We start from the raw sequence: 22915 nt of genomic DNA on the forward strand, positions 1-22915 counted from the left end.
GAGGGTGGTGGTGCGTCTGTATGGCGGTCTGGGGGAATTTGACGAAGCCGAGGATCGCGATTTTTCAGGTTGAGCGATGCTCCTGTGGGAGCGAGCTTGCTCGCGATAGCGGTGGGTCAGTGAATAAAATACTGACTGACCGGACGCCATCGCGAGCAAGCTCGCTCCCACAGGGAAAGTGGTGGGCAATTATTGTTCAAACATCACAAAATTATTTCCTGAGACAGGATCATGCAGCCGCCTGACGCACCTGCTTTTCCAATTCCGCCTTTAGCCCAGGTTCCAGCTTGAGTTGTCGCGCCAGTTCGTCGAGGTAGGATTTCTCCATGAAGTTCTCCTCATCCACCAGCATCACGCTGGCGATGTACATTTCGGCGGCGATTTCCGGTGTGCTGGCCGCCCGGGCGACGTCGCTGGGATCCAGCGGTTTGTTGAGCTCGGCGTGCAGCCAGTGTTGCAGTTCCTGGTCGTTGTCGAGCTTGGTGAATTCGCCTTCGATCAGTTGACGCTCGCGTTCGTCCACATGGCCGTCGGCCTTGGCCGCCGCGACCATGGCCTTGAGGATCGCCTGGCTGTGCTGTTCGACCTGCGCCGGTGGGACGCGGTCGAGGGTCTGCGGTTCGGTTTTCGGCGCATTGCCCTGCTGGGCCTGCCAGTTGCCGTAAGCCTTGTAGGCAATCACGCCCAATGCAGCCAGGCCGCCATACGTCAGGGCCTTGCCGCCAAAGCTACGGGCTTTCTTGTTGCCAAGCAGCAATCCCATGGCGCTGGCCGCCAGCGCCCCGCCCCCTGCGCCGGAGAGCATTCCACCAAGGTTGCCGGAGCCGCCGAGCAAACCACCCAGACCGCCGGACGACTTGCCCTGGGAGCCGCCGGCCTTGTTCTGCAACATCTCCTGGCCGGACTTGAGTAACTGATCGAGCAATCCACGGGTGTTCATTTGCTGCCTCCACGCATTCGGGTTAACCGGATCATAAGGCCCCCAGCGTAGATCGAAAGTGCCCCACCGCCCTCGGCCAGATTGCTTCGAGATGTTGCCTGCGGACTTGCCGGTGATTTGAAGGCAGCCACAGCCATTCGATAAAAACGATATACACTCCAAGACATCGATAAATACGTCTCCTGGGTATCCAAAAATGATGACCCTGCGCCAGATCCGTCATTTCATCGCGGTAGCCGAAACCGGTTCGATTTCCGCCGCCGCGCAAACCGCGTTCATTTCCCAATCCACCCTGACCCTGGCCATCCAGCAACTGGAAGAGGAAATCGGCGTCAGTCTGTTCAACCGTCACGCCAAGGGCATGACGCTGACCCACCAGGGGCATCAGTTCCTGCGTCAGGCGCACCTGATACTCGCCACCGTCGACAACGCCAAGCGCAGCCTGCAACAAAGCACCGATCAGGTTGCCGGACAGGTCACCATCGGCGTGACCAGCCTGGTCGCCGGGTACTATCTGGCGGACCTCTTGACCCGTTTCCAGCGCGCCTACCCCAATGTGGCCATCCGCGTGATGGAGGACGAACGCCCCTATATCGAACATCTGCTGGTCAGCGGCGAAATCGACGTCGGCGTGCTGATCCTGTCCAACCTGGAAGACCGCCACGCCCTGCAGACCGAAGTATTGACCCACTCGCCCCATCGATTGTGGCTGCCGGCCCAGCATCCGCTGCTCGAACACGACAGCATCAATCTTGCGGATGTGGCTCGCGAGCCGTTGATCCAACTGAACGTCGACGAGATGGATCGCAACGCGCAACGCCTGTGGCGCGGTGCCGGCCTGCAACCGCAGATCACCCTGCGTACCGCCTCGACCGAAGCGGTGCGCAGCCTGGTGGCGGCCGGGCTGGGGGTTTCGATCCAACCGGACATGACCTACCGCCCATGGTCGCTGGAAGGCGACATCATCGAGGCACGACCCATCGCCGACCTCAACCAGACGCTGGATGTCGGACTCGCCTGGCGCCGAGGCACGGCACGCCCGGCCTCGGTCGACCCGTTCCTGGCTGTTGCCCGCGAACAGCCCCACGGACGCAAGCCATCTATTTAATCGAATGCTGCCTTGAGTATTTCGAATTTGTCGGCCTGGCGACTGGGCACTAGTCTTGCTGCAGCCCCCACAATCCAATGTGGGAGCAAGCCATTGTAGGAGCGAGCTTGCTCGCGATAACGGTCTTTCAGTCAATTTAATGCTGCCTGTCATACCGCTATCGCGAGCAAGCTCGCTCCCACAGGGCCTGTGTTCACCGTTATAAAAAAGAGAAGGCGAATATGGCCGGCACGCAAACCCCGTTATGTACAGCGTTGTTGATCGACGGCGAAAGCGTACCCGGCGAGGGCTTTGTCGAGCCGATCCTCAACCCGGCCACCGGTGAAGTGCTCACCCACATCGCCGAGGCCAGTACCGAACAGGTCGAAGCCGCGATCCTCGCGGCTCATCAGGCCTTTGACGGCTGGTCGCGCACCACGCCGCAGCAACGCTCGAACCTGTTGTTGGAGATCGCCGGCGCTGTCGAAAAAAACGCCGATTACCTGGCCCGTCTCGAATCCCTGAACTGTGGAAAGCCACTGCACCTGGCGCGTCAGGACGACCTGAGCGCCACGGTGGATGTGTTCCGTTTTTTTGCCGGCGCCGTACGCTGCCAGACCGGCCAGCTCAGCGGCGAATACTTGCCGGGCTACACCAGCATGGTGCGTCGCGACCCGATTGGCGTGGTGGCGTCCATTGCGCCCTGGAACTACCCGATCATGATGGCGGCCTGGAAAATCGCCCCGGCCCTGGCCGCCGGCAATACCCTGGTGTTCAAGCCTTCGGAACACACGCCGCTGTCGATCCTGGCCCTGGCGCCGATCCTGGCCGAAATCCTGCCGCGCGGCGTCATCAACGTCATCTGCGGTGGCGGCGAAGGCGTCGGCAGTCATCTGGTCAGTCACCCCAAGGTGCGCATGGTCTCGTTGACGGGCGATATCGTCACCGGCCAGAAAATCCTCCAGGCCGCGGCAAAAACCCTCAAGCGCACGCACCTGGAACTGGGCGGCAAGGCCCCGGTGATCGTCTGTGACGACGCCGACCTGCAGGCAGTGGTCGAGGGTGTACGCACCTATGGTTACTACAACGCTGGCCAGGATTGCACCGCTGCGTGCCGGATCTACGCCCAGGCCGGGATTCACGACCGGCTGGTGGCTGAACTCGGCGCGGCGGTCAGCAGCCTGCGCTTTGCCGGCAAGCGCGACGCCGACAACGAAATCGGCCCGCTGATCAGCACCCGCCAGCGCGACCGCGTCGCCAGTTTCGTCGAGCGTGCCCTCGGCCAGCCGCATATCGAGCGCATCACCGGCGCGGCGGTGCATTCCGGCGCCGGTTTCTATTACCAGCCCACGCTGTTGGCGGGCTGCAAGCAAAGCGACGAGATCGTCCAGCGCGAAGTATTCGGCCCGGTGGTCACCGTGACCCGTTTCGATGAACTCAGCCAGGCGGTGGACTGGGCCAACGATTCGGAATACGGCCTGGCCTCCTCGGTCTGGACTCAGAACCTCGACAAGGCGATGCAGGTGGCGGCGCGGCTGCAATACGGCTGCACCTGGATCAACAGTCATTTCATGCTGGTCAGCGAAATGCCCCACGGCGGCCTGAAACGCTCGGGCTATGGGAAGGATCTGTCCAGCGATTCGCTTCAGGACTACAGCGTGGTGCGCCACATCATGGCCCGGCATAGCCGGGAGCTCTGAGCTGCAAGCTGCAAGCCGTGCGCTACCTGCTTTTGCTTGCAGCTTGCCGCTTGAAGCTTGCAGCTAAGCTAAAACAATAACCAGCGACACGTTTCTCGAACCCTGCCCCGACCATAATTAAAGCAAGAGGGATTTCCATGTACGCGCACAAGACCGCATTGCTCAGTGCAATCACCACGGCGCTGCTGGCCAGCGCCAGCCTCCAGGCCGCCGAACCGCTCAAGGCCATTGGCGCTGGCGAAGGCCAACTGGATATCGTCGCCTGGCCGGGCTACATCGAACGCGGCGAAAGCGACAAGGCCTACGACTGGGTCACGGGTTTCGAGAAAGAAACCGGCTGCAAGGTCAACGTCAAGACCGCCGCCACCTCCGACGAAATGGTCAGCCTGATGACCAAGGGCGGCTACGACCTGGTCACCGCGTCGGGCGATGCCTCGCTACGGCTGATTGCCGGCAAACGCGTGCAGCCGATCAACACCGCGTTGATCGCCAACTGGAAAAACCTCGACCCGCGCCTCAAGGACGCGCCGTGGTACGTGGTCAGCCAACAGACCTACGGGACGCCCTACCAGTGGGGGCCGAACGTACTGATGTACAACACCGAAGTATTCAAGCAAGCGCCGACCAGCTGGAGCGTCCTGTTCGAGGCGCAGAGCCTGCCCGACGGCAAGCCGAACAAGGGTCGGGTGCAAGCCTACGATGGGCCGATCTACATCGCCGACGCGGCGCTCTACCTCAAGACCGCCAAGCCCGACCTGGGCATCAAGGATCCGTATCAACTCGACGAGGCCCAGTACAAGGCCGTGCTGGAATTACTGCGTGCCCAGCAGCCGTTGATCCACCGCTACTGGCATGACACGACCGTGCAGATGAGCGATTTCAAGAACGAAGGCGTGGTCGCATCCGGCGCCTGGCCATACCAGGTCAACGGCCTGATCAACGAAAAACAGCCGATCGCCTCGACCATCCCCAAGGAAGGCGCCACCGGCTGGGCTGACACGACGATGCTGCACGCCGAGGCCAAGCATCCCAACTGCGCGTATAAATGGATGGACTGGTCGCTGCAGCCCAAAGTCCAGGGCGACGTAGCCGCCTGGTTCGGCTCGTTGCCGGCCGTGCCCGAGGCGTGCAAGGCAAGCGAACTGCTGGGCGCCGAGGGCTGCAAGACCAACGGGTTCGACCAGTTCGACAAGATCGCCTTCTGGAAGACTCCGCAAGCCGAGGGCGGCAAGTTCGTGCCGTACAGCCGCTGGACGCAGGATTACATTGCGATCATGGGTGGACGCTAAGTCGCAGTCACCTGTTTGGACCGGGGGGACATGGTTAGCCCTGTGGCGAGGGAGCTTGCTCCCGCTGGCGCGCGCAGCACGCCCAATTTTGGGGTGGCTGCGCCACCCAGCGGGAGCAAGCTCCCTCGCCACGGGACCGCGTTCCAACCGTTGAGATTTCATATCCGCCCCGCTTTCTGGAGCACCGCACCATGACGCTCGCAGTCCAGTTCACTCACGTTTCCCGTCAGTTCGGCGAGGTGAAGGCCGTTGACCGGGTCTCCATCGACATCCAGGACGGCGAGTTCTTTTCCATGCTCGGCCCGTCCGGCTCGGGCAAGACCACTTGCCTGCGGCTGATCGCCGGGTTCGAGCAGCCCAGCGCCGGTTCGATTCGTATCCACGGAGAGGAAGCCGTCGGGCTCGCGCCGTATCAGCGAGACGTCAACACGGTCTTCCAGGACTACGCCCTGTTCCCACACATGAACGTGCGCGACAACGTCGCCTACGGCCTGAAAGTCAAAGGCGTCGCCAAGGCCGAGCGCATCAAGCGCGCCGATGAAGCGCTGGAGATGGTTGCCTTGGGCGGCTATGGCGAACGCAAGCCGGTGCAACTGTCCGGCGGCCAGCGCCAGCGTGTCGCCCTGGCCCGCGCGCTGGTCAATCGCCCGCGTGTGCTGCTGCTGGATGAGCCCTTGGGCGCGCTCGACCTGAAGCTGCGCGAACAGATGCAAAGCGAGTTGAAAAAACTGCAACGCCAGTTGGGTATCACCTTCATCTTCGTTACCCACGACCAGACCGAGGCCCTGTCGATGTCCGATCGCGTGGCGGTGTTCAACAAGGGCCGGATCGAACAGGTCGATACCCCACGCAACCTGTACATGAAGCCGGCCACCACCTTCGTCGCCGAATTCGTCGGCACTTCCAACGTGATTCGCGGTGAGTTGGCCAGGCAACTGAGCGGTTATCCACAGCCGTTCTCGATCCGCCCGGAACATGTGCGCTTTGCCGAAGGTCCGCTGGCCGGCGATGAAATCGAAATCAGCGGTCTGCTTCACGACATCCAGTACCAGGGCAGCGCCACGCGCTACGAGTTGAAGCTGGGAAACGGCCAGACCTTGAGTCTCAGCCAGGCCAACAGCCAATGGAACGACAGCGGCGCCCAGCACCATACCGGCCAGCACCTCGCCGTGCGCTGGGCCCGCGAGGCGATGGTTGCCCTGCACGATACCGCCGGCAGCGAGGCCTGAGATGAGCACCCTGGCCATGACTGAAACCGAGACGCACGGTACGCCGTTGCGACGCTTTTCGAACCTGCTGTACCGGCGTCCCAACCTGTACCTGTCGCTGTTGCTGGTGCCACCGCTGATCTGGTTCGGCGCGATCTACCTGGGCTCGCTGCTGACCTTGCTGTGGCAAGGCTTTTATACCTTCGACGACTTCACCATGGCGGTCACGCCGGACCTGACCCTGGCCAATTTCTCGGCGCTGTTCCAGCCGTCGAATTTCGACATCATTGCGCGCACGTTGACCATGGCGATCGCGGTGTCCATCGCCAGCGCCATTGTCGCCTTCCCGATCGCCTACTACATGGCGCGCTACACCAGCGGCAAGACCAAGGCGTTTTTCTACATCGCGGTGATGCTGCCGATGTGGGCCAGCTATATCGTCAAGGCTTACGCCTGGACACTGCTGCTGGCCAAGGGCGGCGTGGCGCAGTGGTTCATCCAGCACCTGGGGCTGGGGCCGGTGTTGCAGTTCGTGCTGGGCATTCCCGGCGTCGGTGGCAGCACGCTGTCTACTTCGCACCTGGGGCGCTTCCTGGTGTTCGTCTACATCTGGCTGCCGTTCATGATCCTGCCGATCCAGGCCTCCCTGGAGCGCTTGCCGCCATCGCTGCTGCAAGCTTCGGCGGACCTCGGCGCCAGGCCACGCCAGACCTTCATGCAGGTAATCCTGCCGCTGTCGATCCCGGGCATTGCCGCCGGCTCGATCTTCACCTTTTCCCTGACCCTGGGGGATTTCATCGTGCCCCAGCTGGTGGGCCCGCCGGGCTACTTCGTTGGCAGCATGGTCTACGCCCAGCAAGGCGCCATCGGCAACATGCCCATGGCCGCGGCGTTCACGCTGGTGCCCATCGTGCTGATCGCCATCTATCTGTCTGTCGTCAAGCGACTGGGGGCTTTCGATGCACTCTGACTCCAAGGCTTCGTGGGGCTTGCGGATCGCGGCATGGGGCGGGCTGGTGTTCCTGCATTTCCCGATCCTGATCATTTTCCTCTATGCCTTCAACACTGAAGACGCTGCGTTCAGCTTCCCGCCCAAGGGCCTGACCCTGAAGTGGTTCAGCGTCGCCTTCTCGCGCCCGGACGTGCTGGAGGCGATCAAGTTGTCATTGCAGATCGCAGCCGTCGCCACCCTGATCGCCATGGTGCTCGGCACACTCGCGTCGGCGGCACTGTACCGCCGTGATTTTTTCGGCAAGCAGGGTATCTCGCTGATGCTGATCCTGCCGATTGCGCTGCCAGGGATCATCACCGGCATCGCGCTGTTGGCGACCTTCAAGACCCTGGGCATCGAACCCGGCATGTTCACCATCATCGTCGGGCATGCGACCTTCTGCGTGGTGATCGTCTACAACAACGTCATCGCCCGTCTGCGCCGCACCTCCCACAGCCTGATCGAAGCGTCGATGGACCTGGGCGCCGACGGCTGGCAGACCTTTCGCTACATCATCCTGCCTAATCTGGGGTCGGCCCTGCTGGCCGGCGGGATGCTGGCGTTTGCCTTGTCGTTCGATGAAATCATCGTCACCACGTTCACCGCCGGTCATGAGCGCACGCTGCCGCTCTGGCTGCTCAACCAGCTCAGCCGCCCTCGCGATGTGCCAGTGACCAATGTGGTGGCGATGCTGGTGATGTTGGTGACGATGCTGCCGATACTCGGCGCGTATTACCTGACGCGCGGCGGGGAGAGCGTGGCGGGGAGTGGTGGGAAGTAACCCAGGCCCCAATGAAAACTATCCCATGTGGGAGCGAGCCTGCTCGCGATGACAGATCGGTATTCAGCAGAGATGTCGACTGTTGCATCGCCATCGCGAGCAGGCTCGCTCCCACAGGAAAACAACAGCGTTCAAGAGGACACGGACATGCAAACCAAACTGTTGATCAACGGCCATCTGGTGAACGGCGACGGCCCTGGCCAGGCCGTTTTTAATCCGGCGCTGGGCCGGGTCCTGGTGGAAATCAATGAAGCCAGCGAGGCCCAGGTCGATGCCGCCGTGCGCGCCGCTGACAGCGCTTTCGATGCCTGGTCGCAAGTGCCGCCCAAGGACCGCTCCCTGCTGCTGCTCAAGCTGGCCGATGCCATCGAGGCCAATGGTGAAGAACTGGCCAGGCTCGAATCGGACAACTGCGGCAAGCCATTGAGCGCCGCCCTGAACGATGAAATCCCAGCGATCGCCGACGTGTTCCGTTTCTTCGCCGGCGCCAGCCGTTGCATGAACGGCTCGGCGGGCGGCGAGTACCTGCCGGGGCACACCTCGATGATCCGTCGCGACCCGGTGGGCGTGATCGCTTCCATCGCCCCGTGGAACTACCCGTTGATGATGGTCGCCTGGAAAATCGCCCCGGCCCTGGCCGCCGGTAATACGGTGGTGCTCAAGCCGTCGGAACAGACGCCATTGACCGCGTTGCGCTTGGCGGAACTGGCGTCGGAAATTTTCCCGGCAGGTGTCCTCAACGTCGTCTTCGGTCGCGGGCAAACCGTCGGCCAGCCGCTCGTCACGCACCCGAAAGTCCGCATGGTTTCCCTGACCGGCTCCATCGCCACCGGCTCGAACATCATTTCCAGCACCGCCGAGAGCGTCAAGCGCACGCACATGGAGCTGGGCGGCAAGGCCCCGGTGATCATCTTCGATGACGCCGACATCGACGCTGCGGTGGAAGGTATCCGCACCTTCGGCTTCTACAACGCCGGCCAGGACTGCACGGCCGCCTGCCGCATCTATGCCCAGCAAGGCATCTACGACAAATTTGTCGAAAAACTCGGCGCCGCCGTCGCCAGCATCAAGTACGGCCTGCAGAGCGAACCCGATACCGAGATGGGACCGTTGATCACCGCTCAGCACCGTGACCGCGTGGCCGGCTTCGTCGAGCGGGCCATCGCCCAGCCCCACATCCGCCTGGTCACCGGTGGCAAGGCCGTGGACGGCAACGGCTTCTTCTTCGAACCGACGGTGCTGGCCGACGTCCAGCAGGACGACGAAATTGTCCGCCGCGAAGTGTTCGGTCCGGTGGTGTCCGTCACGCCATTCCTTGAGGAAGCACAAGTGCTGGCCTGGGCCAACGATTCGGACTACGGCCTGGCCTCATCGGTGTGGACCGCCGACATCGGCCGTGCCCATCGCTTGTCGGCACGCCTGCAATACGGCTGCACCTGGGTGAATACGCACTTCATGCTCGTCAGCGAAATGCCCCATGGCGGTCAGAAACGTTCTGGCTATGGCAAAGACATGTCGATGTATGGGCTGGAGGATTACACGGTGGTGCGGCATGTGATGTTCAAGCATTGACACGAGACAATGTGGGCAACACATGCCAACGCCTGCCATGAGTTCGTCCTGCTAAGGTTTTCGTCGATCGGTGCACGCTCGCCGGTTGACGAAAAACCTGGTACCGCCTAGGGTGTCTACAACGTATACACTTTGGAGATCCCCCATGGCCTCGCCCGTTTTGTCCTTCCGCGTGGAAGAAGGTTTGGCCCAACAGCTGGACTTGCTGGCTGCCGCCACCGACCGCGACCGTCAATATCACCTGAAGCGTGCATTGGTTCGATACGTAGAGGCCGAGTCCTGGCACCTGCAAGCGATCAGCGAAGGCATAGCGGATGCCGACGCCGGGAATCTGACCGATCTGGATGCCGTGAAGGCTAAGTGGGCAAAGCGTGCCGAGCATCGTACTGACCAACAAAGCACAAAGTGACCTCGACTCGATCCACGAACATTACCAAAGCGCACTCGGCGCAGAAGGCGCTGACGATGTCATCGCCACGATTCTGGAATCGCTGCGCCAACTGCAACGTTTTCCCGGCTCGGGGCGTCCTTCAGTGGTCCCCGATATTCGGGAGCTGGTGCTGACGCGCTACCCGTTCGTTGCCCCCTATCGGCTCAAGGACGGACAATTACAGGTCTTGCGGATACTGCATCAACGCAGCGAACGTCCTCAGGACTGGTCAGTACAATAAGGGCGGCGGGCTGCTAGCCCCGTTGCAACGACCTTCAAAACCGCGAAACACGGCCCATCGCATCCATCAGATAACGCATGGCGATCCGGTCGCTTTCCGACAACTCTCGATAACGTTCGACCAGCCTCGCTTCCTCCAGGCTGAGCGGGCGTTTGCTCCGTGTTCTGGTCAGGCCAGGAAAGATCCCCAGTATCTCGGTAATGCTCTGTATTTTGGTCATGGGTTGTCCTTCGTTACGTCGATTCAAAGCGTAGAAAGACAGTCTTAAAGTAATTGATCAAAAAATTCCCGAATCCTCACAAAAACAGAAATAACTGTAAGAATTTTTAACCAAGCCACGCTTTCCCATCTCTCCAAGCGGGCATTTCCCCTATGATTTTGCGTTTCGGTGAACCGATCCAGCTCTCAGGCATCTGTTCTAACGTTCGTCGCGTTTGGCCAAAGGCATGTCCGAACTCCTTTACCAGTCTCTGTTGCCAGGATCGGCTCGGGATTGTCTTCAGATAAGGTTGTATTTATGCACCGCAGGAATCTGCTCAAGGCCTCCATGGCCTTCGCCGCCTACACCGGACTGTCGGCCTCCGGGCTCATGGCCGCACGTGCCTGGGCTGCCGATCAGACCGCCGACGGCGAAGCCCGTCCCTTCGATTTCAACCAATTGAAAGACCAGGCCCTGCGACTGGCCGCAAGCCGCTACGTCGACACCAAGCAAGTCCTGCCGCCGACGCTGGCCCAGATGTCCCCCTTGCAGTTCAATGCCATCCAGTACGACGCCAATCATTCGCTGTGGAATGAACTGGACGGCAAGCTGGACGTGCAGTTCTTCCATGTCGGCATGGGCTTCAAGCAGCCGGTGCGCATGTACAGTGTCGACCCGAAGACCCGCATGGCGCGTGAAGTACACTTTCGCCCGGAACTGTTCAACTACGAGAAGACCACGGTCAATACCTCGCAGCTCACCGGCGACCTCGGGTTCGCAGGGTTCCGGGTGTTCAAGGCACCGGAGCTGGACCGGCATGACATTGTTTCGTTTCTCGGCGCCAGTTATTTCCGCGCGGTGGACGCCACCGGCCAGTACGGCTTGTCTGCCCGCGGCCTGGCCATCGACACGTATGCGAAAAAACGCGAGGAATTCCCGGACTTCACCAAGTTCTGGTTCGAAACGCCGGACAAGAACAGCACCCGCTTCGTGGTCTATGCCCTGCTCGACTCACCGAGCGCCACCGGTGCCTACCGCTTTGACATCGACTGCCAGCCTACCCGGGTGGTGATGGAAGTCGACGCGCACGTCAACGCGCGTACCGCCATCGAGCAGTTGGGCATCGCGCCGATGACCAGCATGTTCAGTTGCGGCACCGTCGAGCGACGCATGTGCGACACCATTCACCCGCAGATCCACGACTCCGACCGCCTGGCCATGTGGCGCGGCAACGGCGAGTGGGTCTGCCGCCCGCTGAACAACCCCGCCACCCTGCAGTTCAATGCTTTCGCCGACAACAACCCGAAAGGTTTCGGCCTGGTGCAGACCGACCACGACTTCGAGAGTTACCAGGACACCGTGGACTGGTACAGCAAACGGCCAAGCCTGTGGGTCGAACCTACGACCGCTTGGGGCGAAGGCTCGGTCGATCTGCTGGAAATTCCTACCACCGGCGAGACCCTGGATAACATCGTTGCGTTCTGGACGCCGAAAAAACCGGTCGCTGCCGGCGATTCGTTGAACTATGGCTACAAACTCTACTGGAGCGCCCTGCCGCCGGTCAGCACGGACCTGGCCCGCGTCGACGCCACCCGTTCCGGCATGGGCGGCTTCATCGAAGGCTGGGCTCCCGGCGAACATTACCCCACCGTCTGGGCACGGCGCTTCGCGGTGGACTTTACCGGTGGCGGTCTCGATCAGTTGCCACCGGGCACCGGCATCGAGCCGGTGGTGACCTGCTCCCACGGCGAGGTCAAGGATTTCAACGTGCTGGTGCTGGACGCGATCAAGGGTTATCGCATCACCTTCGACTGGTACCCGACCGACGACCGCGTGGACCCGGTGGAGATGCGCCTGTTCATTCGCTCCAAGGACCGGACGCTGAGCGAGACCTGGTTGTACCAGTACTTCCCGCCGGCGCCGGATAAGCGTAAGTACCCCTGAGCCCTGCTGCGTCAGAAATGACGCCTTCGCGAGCAGGCTCGCTCCCACAGTGAGCCTGGTTATGAACGCTATGCGCCACACAACAGATCCACTGTGGGAGCGAGCCTGCTCGCGATGAGGCCGGTACAAGCACCAAATTTTTTAAATCAGAAAAAAAGCCCCGGCCAATCGACCGGGGCTGTTTGTTTTATCAGGTGCTCAGTCGCGCAAATCCGACTCATGGATCGGCTGGTCCCGATGCGTCGCGCGCTGGTACTGCGCCGGCCAGGTGGCCTTGCGTCCGCCCAGGTCGTCGTCGGCATGCAACGCCCAGTACGGATCGCGCAACAGCTCGCGAGCGAGGAAGATGATATCGGCCTGGCAGGTGCGCAGGATGTGTTCGGCCTGGGCCGGCTCGGTGATCATCCCGACCGTGCCAGTGGCGATTTCCGACTCCTTGCGCACCCGCTCGGCGAAGCGCGTCTGGTAGCCCGGGCCGGTGGGAATCTCGGCGTTGGCGGCGGTGCCGCCCGACGACACATCAATCAAGTCCACCCCCAGTGCCCGGAATCGCCGCGCCAGTTCCACCGTTTCATCGGGGTTCCAGCCGTCTTCGACCCAGTCGGTGGCGGATACCCGAACAAAAACCGGCAACTCCTCAGGCCATACGGCCCGGACCGCTTCGGTCACTTGCAGTACCAGGCGGATACGATTTTCAAACGACCCACCGTATTGATCCCGACGCTGATTGCTCAACGGCGACAGGAACTGGTGCAGCAGATAGCCATGGGCTGCATGGACCTCGACGACCTTGAAACCAGCCGTCAGGGCGCGCTTGGCCGCGTCGACGAATGCCTGGATGACATCGGCGATTTGTCCTTCATCGAGCTGCTTCGGTTGGGTGTGCTGGGGGTCGAAGGCAATCGGCGAAGGGCCGACCGGAACCCAGCCGCCCTCTTCCGGTTTGACGCTGCCATGCTTGCCCAGCCAGGGCCGCCAGGTGCTTGCCTTGCGCCCGGCGTGGGCCAGCTGGATGCCGGGCACGGCGCCTTGGGCGGTGATGAACCGGGTGATGCGTTGCAAAGGCTCGATCTGTCCATCGTTCCACAACCCGAGGTCCTCGGCGGTAATCCGGCCATCGGCCGTGACGGCGGTGGCTTCGGTGAACACCAGGCCGGCACCGCCCACGGCACGACTGCCGAGGTGCACCAGATGCCAGTCGTTGGCCAGGCCATCGGCGCTCGAATACTGGCACATCGGCGAAACCGCGATGCGATTGGGCAGGGTCAGTTGACGAAGGGTATAAGGTTCCAGCAGCAGACTCATGGGGCACCTCTCGAATCAGTGGGCAGGCTCCAGGGTTCTGTTTGAAAAGTCGACGAGTGACAAACGGTGCAACACCCGCCCCCGCGGGCAAAACAATCGACAAGACGTCACAAGGCCTATCAAGCAGTGCTTAGAGACTAGTCGACAACCGGGGAGGAGGAAGGGTTCAGAGTCAAAAACCGCCCTTTCGAAGCCAAGCTTTGTCTTCAAGGCTTGTGTGAACTCCCGTGGCGAGGGAGCTTGCTCCCGCTCGGCTGCGCAGCAGTCGTAAAACCGATCATTGCGGTTTACCTGAAAGAATTGCTTCACGCCAACAGGGGCCGCTTCGCAGCCCAGCGGGAGCAAGCTCCCTCGCCACGGGGGCAGTAAAGCTACCGCGGTTCGATATGAGCAATCATCAACTGCACCGTTTCCTGGCCACGGAACTCGTTGAGGTCAAGCTTATAGGCCAGCTCTACCCAGCGCACGGTGGGGTTGGGCCAGATTTCCCGATCAATGCCGAAGGCTATGCCATCGAGTTTCACCGAACCGCACTCAGTCTTGAGAATGACCTTCAGGTGCCGTTCACCCACCACTCGCTGCTCGACCAGCTGGAACACGCCGTGGAACACCGGCTCCGGAAAATGCTGTCCCCACGGCCCGGCATGGCGCAGTGCCCGGGCCAGTTCCAGGTGGAACTCTTCCACCGCCAGAGAGCCATCCGACAACAGCCGCCCCGTCAGGTCTTCTTCACGTAGTTGCCGGCGCACCTCCGCGTCAAAAGCCTCGGCAAACAAGGCAAAGTTCGCCTCCGGCAACGTCAGCCCCGCCGCCATGGCGTGACCGCCGTATTTGCTGATCAGGGTCGGATGCTGCGCCGCGACAACGCTCAACGCATCGCGGATATGAAATCCCGGCACCGAGCGGCCCGACCCTTTGAGCAGGCCGTCCCCGGCATCGGCGAAAGCAATGGTCGGACGGAAATAGCGCTCTTTCATGCGTGACGCCAGGATCCCGATGACGCCTTGGTGCCATTGCGGATCGAACAGGCACAAGCCGAACGGCATCGACTCCACCGGCAGATCCTTGAGCTGGGCCATGGCTTCACGTTGCATGCCCTGTTCGATGGATTTGCGGTCCTGGTTCATGCCATCCAGCTGCGCCGCCATGTCCCGTGCCAGCGCCGGGTCGTTGGTGAGCAGGCATTCGATGCCCAGGCTCATGTCGTCCAGCCGCCCCGCCGCATTCAGGCGCGGCCCGAGGATGAAACCGAGGTCGGTGGACGTGATGCGCGAGTGATCGCGCTTGGCTACTTCGAGGATGGCCTTGATGCCGGGCCGGGCGCGTCCGGCGCGAATACGCTCCAGGCCCTGGTGCACCAGGATCCGGTTGTTGGCATCCAGCGGCACCACGTCGGCGACGCTGCCCAGCGCCACCAGGTCGAGCAGTTCGCCGATATTCGGCTGCGGCTTGCTGGCATACCAACCGAGGCTGCGCAGACGGGCCCGCAGGGCCATCAGCACATAAAAAATCACCCCGACGCCCGCCAGTGCCTTGCTCGGGAACTCACAACCGGGCTGGTTCGGGTTGACGATGGCATCGGCCGCCGGCAATTCGAGCCCCGGCAAGTGGTGGTCGGTGACCAGCACCTTGAGGCCGGCCGCTTTCGCCGCTGCCACGCCTTCCACGCTGGAGATGCCATTGTCCACGGTGACCAACAATTGCGGCGCGCGTGTCAGGGCGACTTCGACGATTTCCGGCGTGAGGCCATAGCCATATTCAAAGCGATTGGGCACCAGGTAGTCGACATGGGCCGCACCGAGCAGGCGCAGACCAAGCATGCCCACGGTACTGGCGGTCGCGCCATCGGCATCAAAATCGCCGACGATGAGGATGCGCTGGCGTTGCTCCAGCGCCGCCACCAGCAGGTCCACCGCGGCATCGATCCCCTTGAGTTGCTGATAAGGAATCAGGCGCGCCAGGCTCTTGTCCAGCTCCGCTTCGGACTGCACGCCACGTGCTGCGTAAAGACGGGTCAACAACGGCGGCAGGTCACCGAGAAACGGCAGGGTGGCGGGTAACTGGCGGGGTTCTATGCGCATGGGGTAACGATCATTTCTCTATTTTTGGAAATCCTGTGGCGAGGGAGCTTGCTCCCGCTGGGCTGCGTAGCGGCCCTTTTTTGTGGGCGCTGCGCACCCAAGCGGGAGCAAGCTCCCTCGCCACAAAGCGTTCACTTGATACAGGGTCAACGGCTCAGCCACGCTCGCCCAGCAACCATTGCAACTGAACCGCATGCTGGCCACGGTCGTCGGTCACGAAAATCGTCCCTTCGCTGATCATCACGTCCCACTTGATCACCCGTGGCATGTCCTTGGCCAGGGTTTCGAGCACCTCCTGGGGGACGGCGGCGATGTTCACGTTCTTCAGGTTCTTCACCGCGGGGATCACCTTGCCTTCCCACACCCGCAGGCTGCCGTAGGCCAGCAGGCTGGTGCGCTCGGTGCGGCGCGAGCACCAGGTCAGGCGATCGGCATCCGGCTGGCCTACTTCGATCCAGTGCAGCACACGGTCATCCAGACTTTTTTCCCACAGCGCGGGTTCGTCGACATCCGACAGCCCACGACCAAACGCCAGCAGCTCGTTGTACCAGAACGCGTAGGCCAAGAGGCGCACGGTCATGCGCTCTTCCGTTTCCGAAGGATGGCGGGCAATGGTCTGCTTCACATTCTCGTACACGCTGCGGTCGAGGTCAGTGAGGTTCAGTTCAAACTTGTAGGTCGTGGACGGCTGGGCCATGAACGGGCTTCTTGATACGAGGAAAGGCGGCAAGTCTAACCGATGCGACGGCTAATCCACGAATTGCCGACCATCAACCTGCGGCGACGATGGTCGGCCTATGATAAAACGCTCTATTCGTTCTGCCTTTGTCCTACAGGATCCGTCATGTCGCTTACTGCCAAACCTCTTGCCGGCGTCAAGGTCATCGAACTCGGCACGCTGATCGCCGGCCCTTTTGCCTCGCGTATCTGCGGTGAATTCGGTGCGGAGGTCATCAAGGTCGAATCGCCGGACGGCGGCGATCCGCTGCGCAAGTGGCGCAAATTGTATGAAGGTACGTCCTTGTGGTGGTTCGTCCAGGCACGCAACAAAAAGTCCGTGACGCTGAACCTCAAGCACCCCGAAGGCCTGGCGATCCTGAAAAAACTGCTTGGCGAAGCCGACATCCTGATCGAGAACTTTCGCCCCGGCGTGCTGGAAAAGCTCGGCCTGGGCTGGGACGTGTTGCACGCACTGAATCCGAAGCTGGTCATGGTCCGGCTATCAGGCTTCGGCCAGACCGGGCCGATGAAGGATCAGCCCGGGTTCGGCGCCGTCGGTGAGTCGATGGGAGGCCTGCGCTACATCACCGGCTTCGAGGATCGCCCACCGGTGCGCACCGGTATCTCCATCGGCGACTCGATCGCCGCGCTCTGGGGGGTGATCGGCGCGCTGATGGCCTTGCGTCATCGGGAGGTCAACGGCGGGACCGGCCAGGTGGTGGACGTGGCGCTATACGAAGCGATTTTCGCCATGATGGAAAGCATGGTGCCGGAGTTCGACGTGTTCGGTTTCATCCGCGAACGCACCGGCAACATCATGCCTGGTATCACGCCGTCGTCCATCCACACCAGCGCCGACGGCAAGCATGTACAGATCGGCGCCAACGGTGACGCCATCTTCAAGCGTTTCATGCAGGTCATTGGCCGGGATGACCTGGCGAACGACCCGCAGCTGGCCAGCAACGATGGCCGTGACGAACGCCGCGACGAGTTGTATGGGGTCATTGATCGCTGGGTCAACTCGCTGCCGTTGGATGCCGTCATCGACCAGTTGAACCAGGCCGGCGTGCCGGCGAGCCGGATCTTCAGTGCCGAGGACATGTTCAGCGACCCGCAATTTCTCGCCCGCGAGATGTTCCTGCAAGCCAGGCTGCCGGATGGCAAGGCGTTCAAGATGCCTGGGATCGTACCGAAGCTTTCCGACACACCGGGAACAGCCGAATGGGTCGGGCCAGCATTGGGTGAGCACACGGCAGAGGTGCTCGGTGAGCTTGGCTACGATGCGCAACAGGTCGCCAGGCTGCGCACCGACGGCGCCGTTTGAGGCAAATTCTTCGGATAGCTGAAGATCCACGGTGGGAGCGAGCCTGCTCGCGAAGGCATCAGACCAGTCAACCTGCTATTGACCGACAAACCGCTTTCGCGAGCAGGCTCGCTCCCACAAGGGTTCTGTTTTGCCTGATGCAGAGCACCGTGGCCATAAACACCAGGCAAAAAGAAACCCCGAGAAGTGGGGAGACAACTCGGGGTTAAACGTGACCCTTAAAGGTCCGTACAACAAGCGACAAGCACCGGAGCACAATGCTTGCTCTTGTTGGTAAAAAGTCTGACTCGCTAGAACGTAGGAAGGTTCCCGCGGGATGTCACTCAATTGGCAGCAAGCATGACCTTGTCGCGCGCCACGTTACGTAACGCCGCGATGACACACGGCTCCAGCCGCCCCTCGGCAATCAGCACATCGCGATGCAGGCCGTCGACCACGTCGGTCAGTTGGCGCTTGTCGGTCAGCTGGGCCTGGTTGAACAGCCGTTCGACCATGATGGCCCCCGAGGAATTCTTCAGCGTTACCAGGCATTCGCCTTTGGTACCGGAGGGCGTGAGCGTGACCTGATACGGGCTCAAGGCTTCACTGAGCAACAGGCTGATACTTTCCATTCGATCACCCTTCAATAGTCAAAAAAAAAACAACTGCACATTAAGTGACCCCGCGGCCCGGCGGAAAGTTCGCCAGCGCAACGAACCGGCACAACGGCGACCTGTTCAACCGAGCATGCGCGTTCAATATGACAGCTGGATATCAGCCTCAGCGGATGCAATCGATCAAGCCGGCAGCCGCTTGGAACGATCCCTCCGGCGTCCAACCTCGATCCAACCGCCCAGGACACCGCGCAACCGGCCATCGGCGGCATAAAAGGGCACCGACCAGTGATAGATGTCCTGCAATCCACCGCGCAACATCAGCTGGCGTTCGACAAACCGAGGCTGACGGGTTCGCAGCTGCTCCATCAGCTCCTCGTGCAACAGTTCGGCGGTCGCCGCCGGCATTGCCGCAGACTCCGTCAGACACGTGCCTCGCAGCTTCTCGAAGCGAGTCGCGAACCGCTCCTCATAACTTTTGTTGCACATGATCAGCCGCCCTTCGAGATCTCGAATGAAGATCGGATCGGGAATGGCATCCATCAAGGCGCGCTGGAACGTCAATTGGTCGTTGAGTACGGTCTCGGCCTTGAGGCGCTGTCCGATCTGGCCCTGCAAGCGGCGGTTCCAGAGCAGCGACAACAGGCCGAACACCCCTGCCGCGATTACACACCAATAGCCCTGCAGGGGGATGCGTGACCAGAACGACGGCTCCTGATCAAGTGTTTTCTCGGCGAACCACTTGAAACGTAGCGCGCGCATATCTTCGGCGGGAAACGCTTCCAGCGCCTTGTTGAGGATCTCCAGCAATGTTTGGGAATCCTGCCGTACAGCGAGATAGTCCGGTTCCCACATGCCTTCGAGACTGCCCCCCACCTGCAGTTGCCCTGAAGGATAGAGGTGCACGGCGGTTTCGCTTTCGATGGTGGCATGGGCTACGCTATTTTCCACTAACGCCCTTGCCTCGGCAGGGGTCATCACCGTGCGCAGCGCTATGGTCGGATGCTCGCGGCGGATTTCCGCTTCCAGGGCATGCCGTGCCGGCAACGCCAGCACCTTGCCCGCCAACTGATCCAGCGAACGAAGCGCGGGCTCCCCCTCACGGCCAACGAATACCCAGTCGAAACCGCCGAACGCATGGCTGAAATTCAGCACAGCCCGGCGCTCGTCATTCATCGCCAGGACACTAGACATGTCAGCTTCGCCGTTTTCCAGCATCTCTATCAATTGATCGGCAGAGAACGACTCCCGATGGATGAATTCAAGTCCGGTCATTTGCTCAATGGCATGGAGCATGTCAGCGTTCAGGCCGCTCCATTCCCCCTGTGCATTCTTGAACAGGTACAGCGGGATTTGCATCGACGCCACAACGACACGCGGGTTCTGCCTGATCCAGTCCAGCTGCCGGGCGTCGAGCACCAGTCTCTCGCCGGCTTCGAGCGGTGACTGTCCGGGAGTCGTCGACGGGTCAGCGCCGCCCCATTGGGTCCAGTACATCAGGGCCAGGCCCATCATCCAGCTCAACGCCGGCTTGCATCGGTTAACGAATAGCATCTGCATTCCTTCGAGATAACTCACCCGTCCTTCCTTGGGCGAAACCCGGCCAGTTTGGCATGCAGAAACAAAGAAGCCCGTCAGGAGACGGGCTTCAAGATGTGACAGCTTCCAGCGATCAGAGCGGTTTGCCGCGGTTGCCATGCAGGCTGACAAAGGCCTGCACGGCCTTCAGATCATTAGGCAATACGGTGCAACGCTCATCTCGCTCAAACAAATCAGAAAGATGTGCAGGCAGCTCAAGCGCTTTTCCTACGCCAGCTTTCTCCACGGCCTCTGGAAACTTCACCGGGTGAGCGGTGCCCAGGATGACCATCGGGATATCCAGGCTGCGGCGGCATTCGCGCGCCGCTCGCACCCCGATGGCGGTGTGCGGATCGAGCAACTCACCGCTCTGCTCGAACACTTCGGCGATGGTTTCGCAGGTCTGCGCGTCATCCACCGCCAGGGAGTCGAACAGCTTGCGGGCTTCGGTCCAGCGCTCGGCCTCGACGCTGAAACCACCGCCCTGGCGGAAGCTGTCCATCAGGCCGGCAATCGCCGCGCCATTGCGCCCGTGCAGGTCAAACAGCAAACGTTCGAAGTTCGACGACACCATGATGTCCATCGACGGCGACAACGTGGCGTGCAGGGTTTCCTTGACGTACTGGTTACCGCTCATGAAGCGGTGCAGGATGTCGTTGCGGTTGGTGGCGACGATCAACTGGTTGATCGGCAGCCCCATGTTGCGTGCCAGGTAACCGGCGAAGATATCGCCGAAATTGCCGGTGGGTACCGAGAACGCCACCGAGCGGGCCGGGCCGCCCAACTGCAGGGCCGCGTGGAAGTAATAGACGATCTGGGCCATGATCCGCGCCCAGTTGATCGAGTTCACCGCCACCAGCCGGGTGCCCTTGAGGAAGCTCTGGTCGGCGAAGCTGGCCTTGACCATTTCCTGGCAGTCATCGAAGTTGCCTTCGATGGCGATGTTATGGATGTTGTCGCCGAAAATCGTCGTCATCTGCCGACGCTGCACTTCCGAGACGCGGTTGTGCGGGTGCAGGATGAAAATATCGACGTTCTCGCAATGCTTGCAACCTTCGATGGCGGCCGAGCCGGTGTCGCCGGAGGTGGCACCCACAATCACCACGCGCTCGCCACGCTTTTGCAGCACATAGTCCAGCAGGCGGCCGAGCAATTGCAGGGCGAAATCCTTGAAGGCCAGGGTCGGGCCGTGGAACAGCTCCATCACCCATTCGTTACCGTTGAGCTGACGCAACGGCGCGATAGCGTTGTGGGAAAAGACGCCGTATGTCTCTTCCAGGATCTTCTTGAAATCAGCGTCCGGAATGCTCCCTGTGACGAACGGGCGCATCACTCGGAAGGCCAGCTCGTGATACGGCAGGCCGGCCCAGGAAGCGATTTCTTCCTGGGTGAAGCGCGGCAGGTTCTCCGGCACATAGAGGCCGCCGTCCGTGGCCAGGCCGGCCAGCAGGACATCTTCGAAATTCAGGGCCGGTGCCTGGCCGCGGGTACTGATATAGCGCATAGGGGCAAACCTTCGGTTTGAGCTGCGAGCTGTAAGCTACAAGCTCCAAGTAAAAGCGGATCTGCTTTTACTTGGAGCTTGCAGCTTGAAGCTTGTAGCTGCTTAGTTCAAATGCTCGACGCGGATACGGACCACCGGGCCAACGACTCCCTGAAGCGCCTCCAACGCTGCGATCGCATCGTTGATGCGTTGCTCGACCACGCGGTGGGTCAGCAGGATCATCGGCACCAGGCCGTCGTGCTCCTCGACTTCCTTCTGCATGATCGACTCGATGTTGATGCCGCGTTCCGAAAGAATGCTGGCAACCTGGGCCAACACCCCTGGATGATCCTTCGCCTGGATACGCAGGTAGTAGGCACTTTCGCACGCTTCGATCGGAAGAATCGGGTGGTCCGACAGCGAGTCCGGCTGGAACGCCAGGTGCGGCACGCGATTTTCCGGGTCGGATGTCATGGCGCGAACCACGTCCACCAGGTCGGCAACCACCGAAGAAGCGGTCGGCTCCATGCCAGCGCCAGCGCCATAGAACAAGGTCGAGCCGGCGGCGTCGCCGTTGACCATTACCGCGTTCATCACGCCGTTGACGTTGGCGATCAGGCGATCGGCGGGGATCAGCGTCGGATGCACACGCAACTCGATGCCGCTGGCGGTGCTGCGCGCCACGCCCAGGTGCTTGATGCGATAGCCCAGGGCCTCGGCGTAGTTCACGTCGGCGGTGGTCAGCTTGGTGATGCCTTCGGTGTAGGCCTTGTCGAACTGCAGCGGAATACCGAAGGCGATCGACGCCAGGATCGTCAGCTTGTGCGCCGCATCAATGCCTTCGACGTCGAACGTCGGGTCCGCCTCGGCGTAGCCCAGCGCCTGGGCTTCGGCCAGCACGTCTTCAAAAGTGCGGCCCTTCTCGCGCATCTCGGTGAGGATGAAGTTGCCGGTGCCGTTGATGATCCCGGCCACCCAGTTGATCCGGTTGGCCGACAGCCCTTCGCGAATCGCCTTGATCACCGGGATACCACCGGCCACGGCGGCCTCGAAAGCCACGATCACGCCCTTCTCGCGGGCCTTGGCGAAAATTTCATTGCCGTGAACGGCGATAAGCGCCTTGTTCGCGGTGACCACATGCTTGCCATTCTCGATGGCCTTGAGTACCAGCTCGCGGGCAACGGTATAGCCGCCCATCAGCTCTATCACGATGTCTATCTCAGGGTTCGTGGCCACTTCGAAGACATCGTTGGTAATCGCAATACCGGTCGTCTGGAACTGAGGCTTTGACGTGCGCATGGCAATTTGTGCCACTTCGATCCCACGCCCGGCACGACGAGCAATTTCCTCGGCGTTGCGCTGAAGTACGTTGAAGGTGCCGCCACCGACGGTACCTAACCCACAGATGCCTACTTTGACCGGATTCACTCTTGACTCCCCATGAAACGG

The 22915-nt window shown here is 61.3% G+C and carries 20 protein-coding genes; 11 read left to right on the forward strand and 9 right to left on the reverse strand.

Features of this window, described 5'->3' with window-relative positions:
• Positions 1-229 precede the first annotated feature (229 nt).
• Positions 230-940: a tellurite resistance TerB family protein gene (locus M1E16_RS22015; RefSeq protein WP_458128365.1), complete on the reverse strand. Its 711-nt coding sequence runs from the start codon at positions 938-940 to the stop codon at positions 230-232.
• Positions 941-1136: 196 nt separating this feature from the next.
• On the opposite strand from M1E16_RS22015, the gene M1E16_RS22020 reads away from it, so the two are divergent.
• From M1E16_RS22020 to M1E16_RS22060, 9 genes are all read left to right on the forward strand, one after another.
• The gene (locus M1E16_RS22020) at positions 1137-2048 is read left to right on the forward strand and encodes a LysR family transcriptional regulator (RefSeq protein ID WP_305499047.1); all 912 of its coding nucleotides are present in this window, start codon (positions 1137-1139) and stop codon (positions 2046-2048) included.
• A 221-nt stretch (positions 2049-2269) separates the two neighbouring features.
• On the forward strand, positions 2270-3727 hold the full coding sequence (locus tag M1E16_RS22025) for a gamma-aminobutyraldehyde dehydrogenase (RefSeq protein WP_458128366.1): 1458 nt from the start codon (positions 2270-2272) through the stop codon (positions 3725-3727).
• A 137-nt stretch (positions 3728-3864) separates the two neighbouring features.
• Positions 3865-5016, forward strand: a complete 1152-nt coding sequence (gene ydcS / locus M1E16_RS22030; RefSeq protein WP_458128367.1) for a putative ABC transporter substrate-binding protein YdcS — start codon at positions 3865-3867, stop codon at positions 5014-5016.
• A 191-nt stretch (positions 5017-5207) separates the two neighbouring features.
• Positions 5208-6245, forward strand: coding sequence for an ABC transporter ATP-binding protein (locus M1E16_RS22035; protein ID WP_458128368.1), 1038 nt, complete (start codon positions 5208-5210; stop codon positions 6243-6245).
• A gap of 1 nt (position 6246) precedes the next feature.
• The gene (locus tag M1E16_RS22040; protein ID WP_458128369.1) at positions 6247-7194 is read left to right on the forward strand and encodes an ABC transporter permease; all 948 of its coding nucleotides are present in this window, start codon (positions 6247-6249) and stop codon (positions 7192-7194) included.
• Positions 7184-7996 (forward strand): ABC transporter permease, encoded by an 813-nt coding sequence (locus M1E16_RS22045; RefSeq protein WP_305499042.1) that lies wholly within the window; start codon positions 7184-7186, stop codon positions 7994-7996. The genes M1E16_RS22040 and M1E16_RS22045 overlap by 11 nt, the downstream gene beginning before the upstream one ends.
• 147 nt (positions 7997-8143) lie before the next feature.
• The gene (locus tag M1E16_RS22050) at positions 8144-9568 is read left to right on the forward strand and encodes a gamma-aminobutyraldehyde dehydrogenase (RefSeq protein WP_458128370.1); all 1425 of its coding nucleotides are present in this window, start codon (positions 8144-8146) and stop codon (positions 9566-9568) included.
• Between the two features lie 145 nt (positions 9569-9713).
• A complete protein-coding gene (locus tag M1E16_RS22055) occupies positions 9714-9977 on the forward strand; it encodes a CopG family ribbon-helix-helix protein (protein ID WP_434628628.1) in 264 nt (87 codons plus the stop codon).
• Entirely contained in the window at positions 9940-10239 is a 300-nt protein-coding gene (locus tag M1E16_RS22060) for a type II toxin-antitoxin system RelE/ParE family toxin (RefSeq protein ID WP_434696900.1), read from the forward strand. Before M1E16_RS22055 ends, M1E16_RS22060 begins: the two co-directional genes overlap by 38 nt.
• Positions 10240-10273: 34 nt before the next feature.
• On the opposite strand, the gene M1E16_RS22065 is transcribed toward M1E16_RS22060, so the two are convergent.
• Positions 10274-10459 (reverse strand): hypothetical protein, encoded by a 186-nt coding sequence (locus M1E16_RS22065; RefSeq protein WP_458128371.1) that lies wholly within the window; start codon positions 10457-10459, stop codon positions 10274-10276.
• Between the two features lie 297 nt (positions 10460-10756).
• On the opposite strand from M1E16_RS22065, the gene M1E16_RS22070 reads away from it, so the two are divergent.
• A complete protein-coding gene (locus M1E16_RS22070; protein ID WP_434655967.1) occupies positions 10757-12382 on the forward strand; it encodes a glucan biosynthesis protein D in 1626 nt (541 codons plus the stop codon).
• A 198-nt stretch (positions 12383-12580) separates the two neighbouring features.
• Here M1E16_RS22070 and M1E16_RS22075 read toward each other — a convergent pair whose 3' ends face one another.
• The 3 genes from M1E16_RS22075 to M1E16_RS22085 form a co-directional block, all read right to left on the reverse strand.
• Positions 12581-13687: an NADH:flavin oxidoreductase/NADH oxidase gene (locus M1E16_RS22075; RefSeq protein WP_434655964.1), complete on the reverse strand. Its 1107-nt coding sequence runs from the start codon at positions 13685-13687 to the stop codon at positions 12581-12583.
• A 371-nt stretch (positions 13688-14058) separates the two neighbouring features.
• Positions 14059-15768 carry a single-stranded-DNA-specific exonuclease RecJ gene (gene recJ / locus M1E16_RS22080; protein WP_434655963.1) on the reverse strand — a complete coding sequence of 570 codons (1710 nt, stop codon included), beginning with the start codon at positions 15766-15768 and terminating at the stop codon, positions 14059-14061.
• A 154-nt stretch (positions 15769-15922) separates the two neighbouring features.
• On the reverse strand, positions 15923-16465 hold the full coding sequence (locus M1E16_RS22085) for a YaeQ family protein (RefSeq protein ID WP_458128372.1): 543 nt from the start codon (positions 16463-16465) through the stop codon (positions 15923-15925).
• Positions 16466-16612: 147 nt separating this feature from the next.
• Here M1E16_RS22085 and M1E16_RS22090 point away from each other — a divergent pair, with 147 nt between their 5' ends.
• Positions 16613-17812 carry a CaiB/BaiF CoA transferase family protein gene (locus M1E16_RS22090; RefSeq protein WP_434628615.1) on the forward strand — a complete coding sequence of 400 codons (1200 nt, stop codon included), beginning with the start codon at positions 16613-16615 and terminating at the stop codon, positions 17810-17812.
• A gap of 323 nt (positions 17813-18135) precedes the next feature.
• Here M1E16_RS22090 and M1E16_RS22095 read toward each other — a convergent pair whose 3' ends face one another.
• From M1E16_RS22095 to M1E16_RS22110, 4 genes are all read right to left on the reverse strand, one after another.
• Positions 18136-18423 carry a DUF3509 domain-containing protein gene (locus M1E16_RS22095; protein ID WP_458128373.1) on the reverse strand — a complete coding sequence of 96 codons (288 nt, stop codon included), beginning with the start codon at positions 18421-18423 and terminating at the stop codon, positions 18136-18138.
• 165 nt (positions 18424-18588) lie between these two features.
• On the reverse strand, positions 18589-19959 hold the full coding sequence (locus M1E16_RS22100) for a transporter substrate-binding domain-containing protein (RefSeq protein ID WP_458130361.1): 1371 nt from the start codon (positions 19957-19959) through the stop codon (positions 18589-18591).
• A 118-nt stretch (positions 19960-20077) separates the two neighbouring features.
• The gene (gene thrC / locus M1E16_RS22105) at positions 20078-21487 is read right to left on the reverse strand and encodes a threonine synthase (RefSeq protein WP_458128374.1); all 1410 of its coding nucleotides are present in this window, start codon (positions 21485-21487) and stop codon (positions 20078-20080) included.
• Positions 21488-21589: 102 nt separating this feature from the next.
• Entirely contained in the window at positions 21590-22894 is a 1305-nt protein-coding gene (locus M1E16_RS22110; RefSeq protein ID WP_434696897.1) for a homoserine dehydrogenase, read from the reverse strand.
• Positions 22895-22915: the final 21 nt, after the last annotated feature.

The organism is Pseudomonas sp. Z2-11 (genome assembly GCF_054161305.1).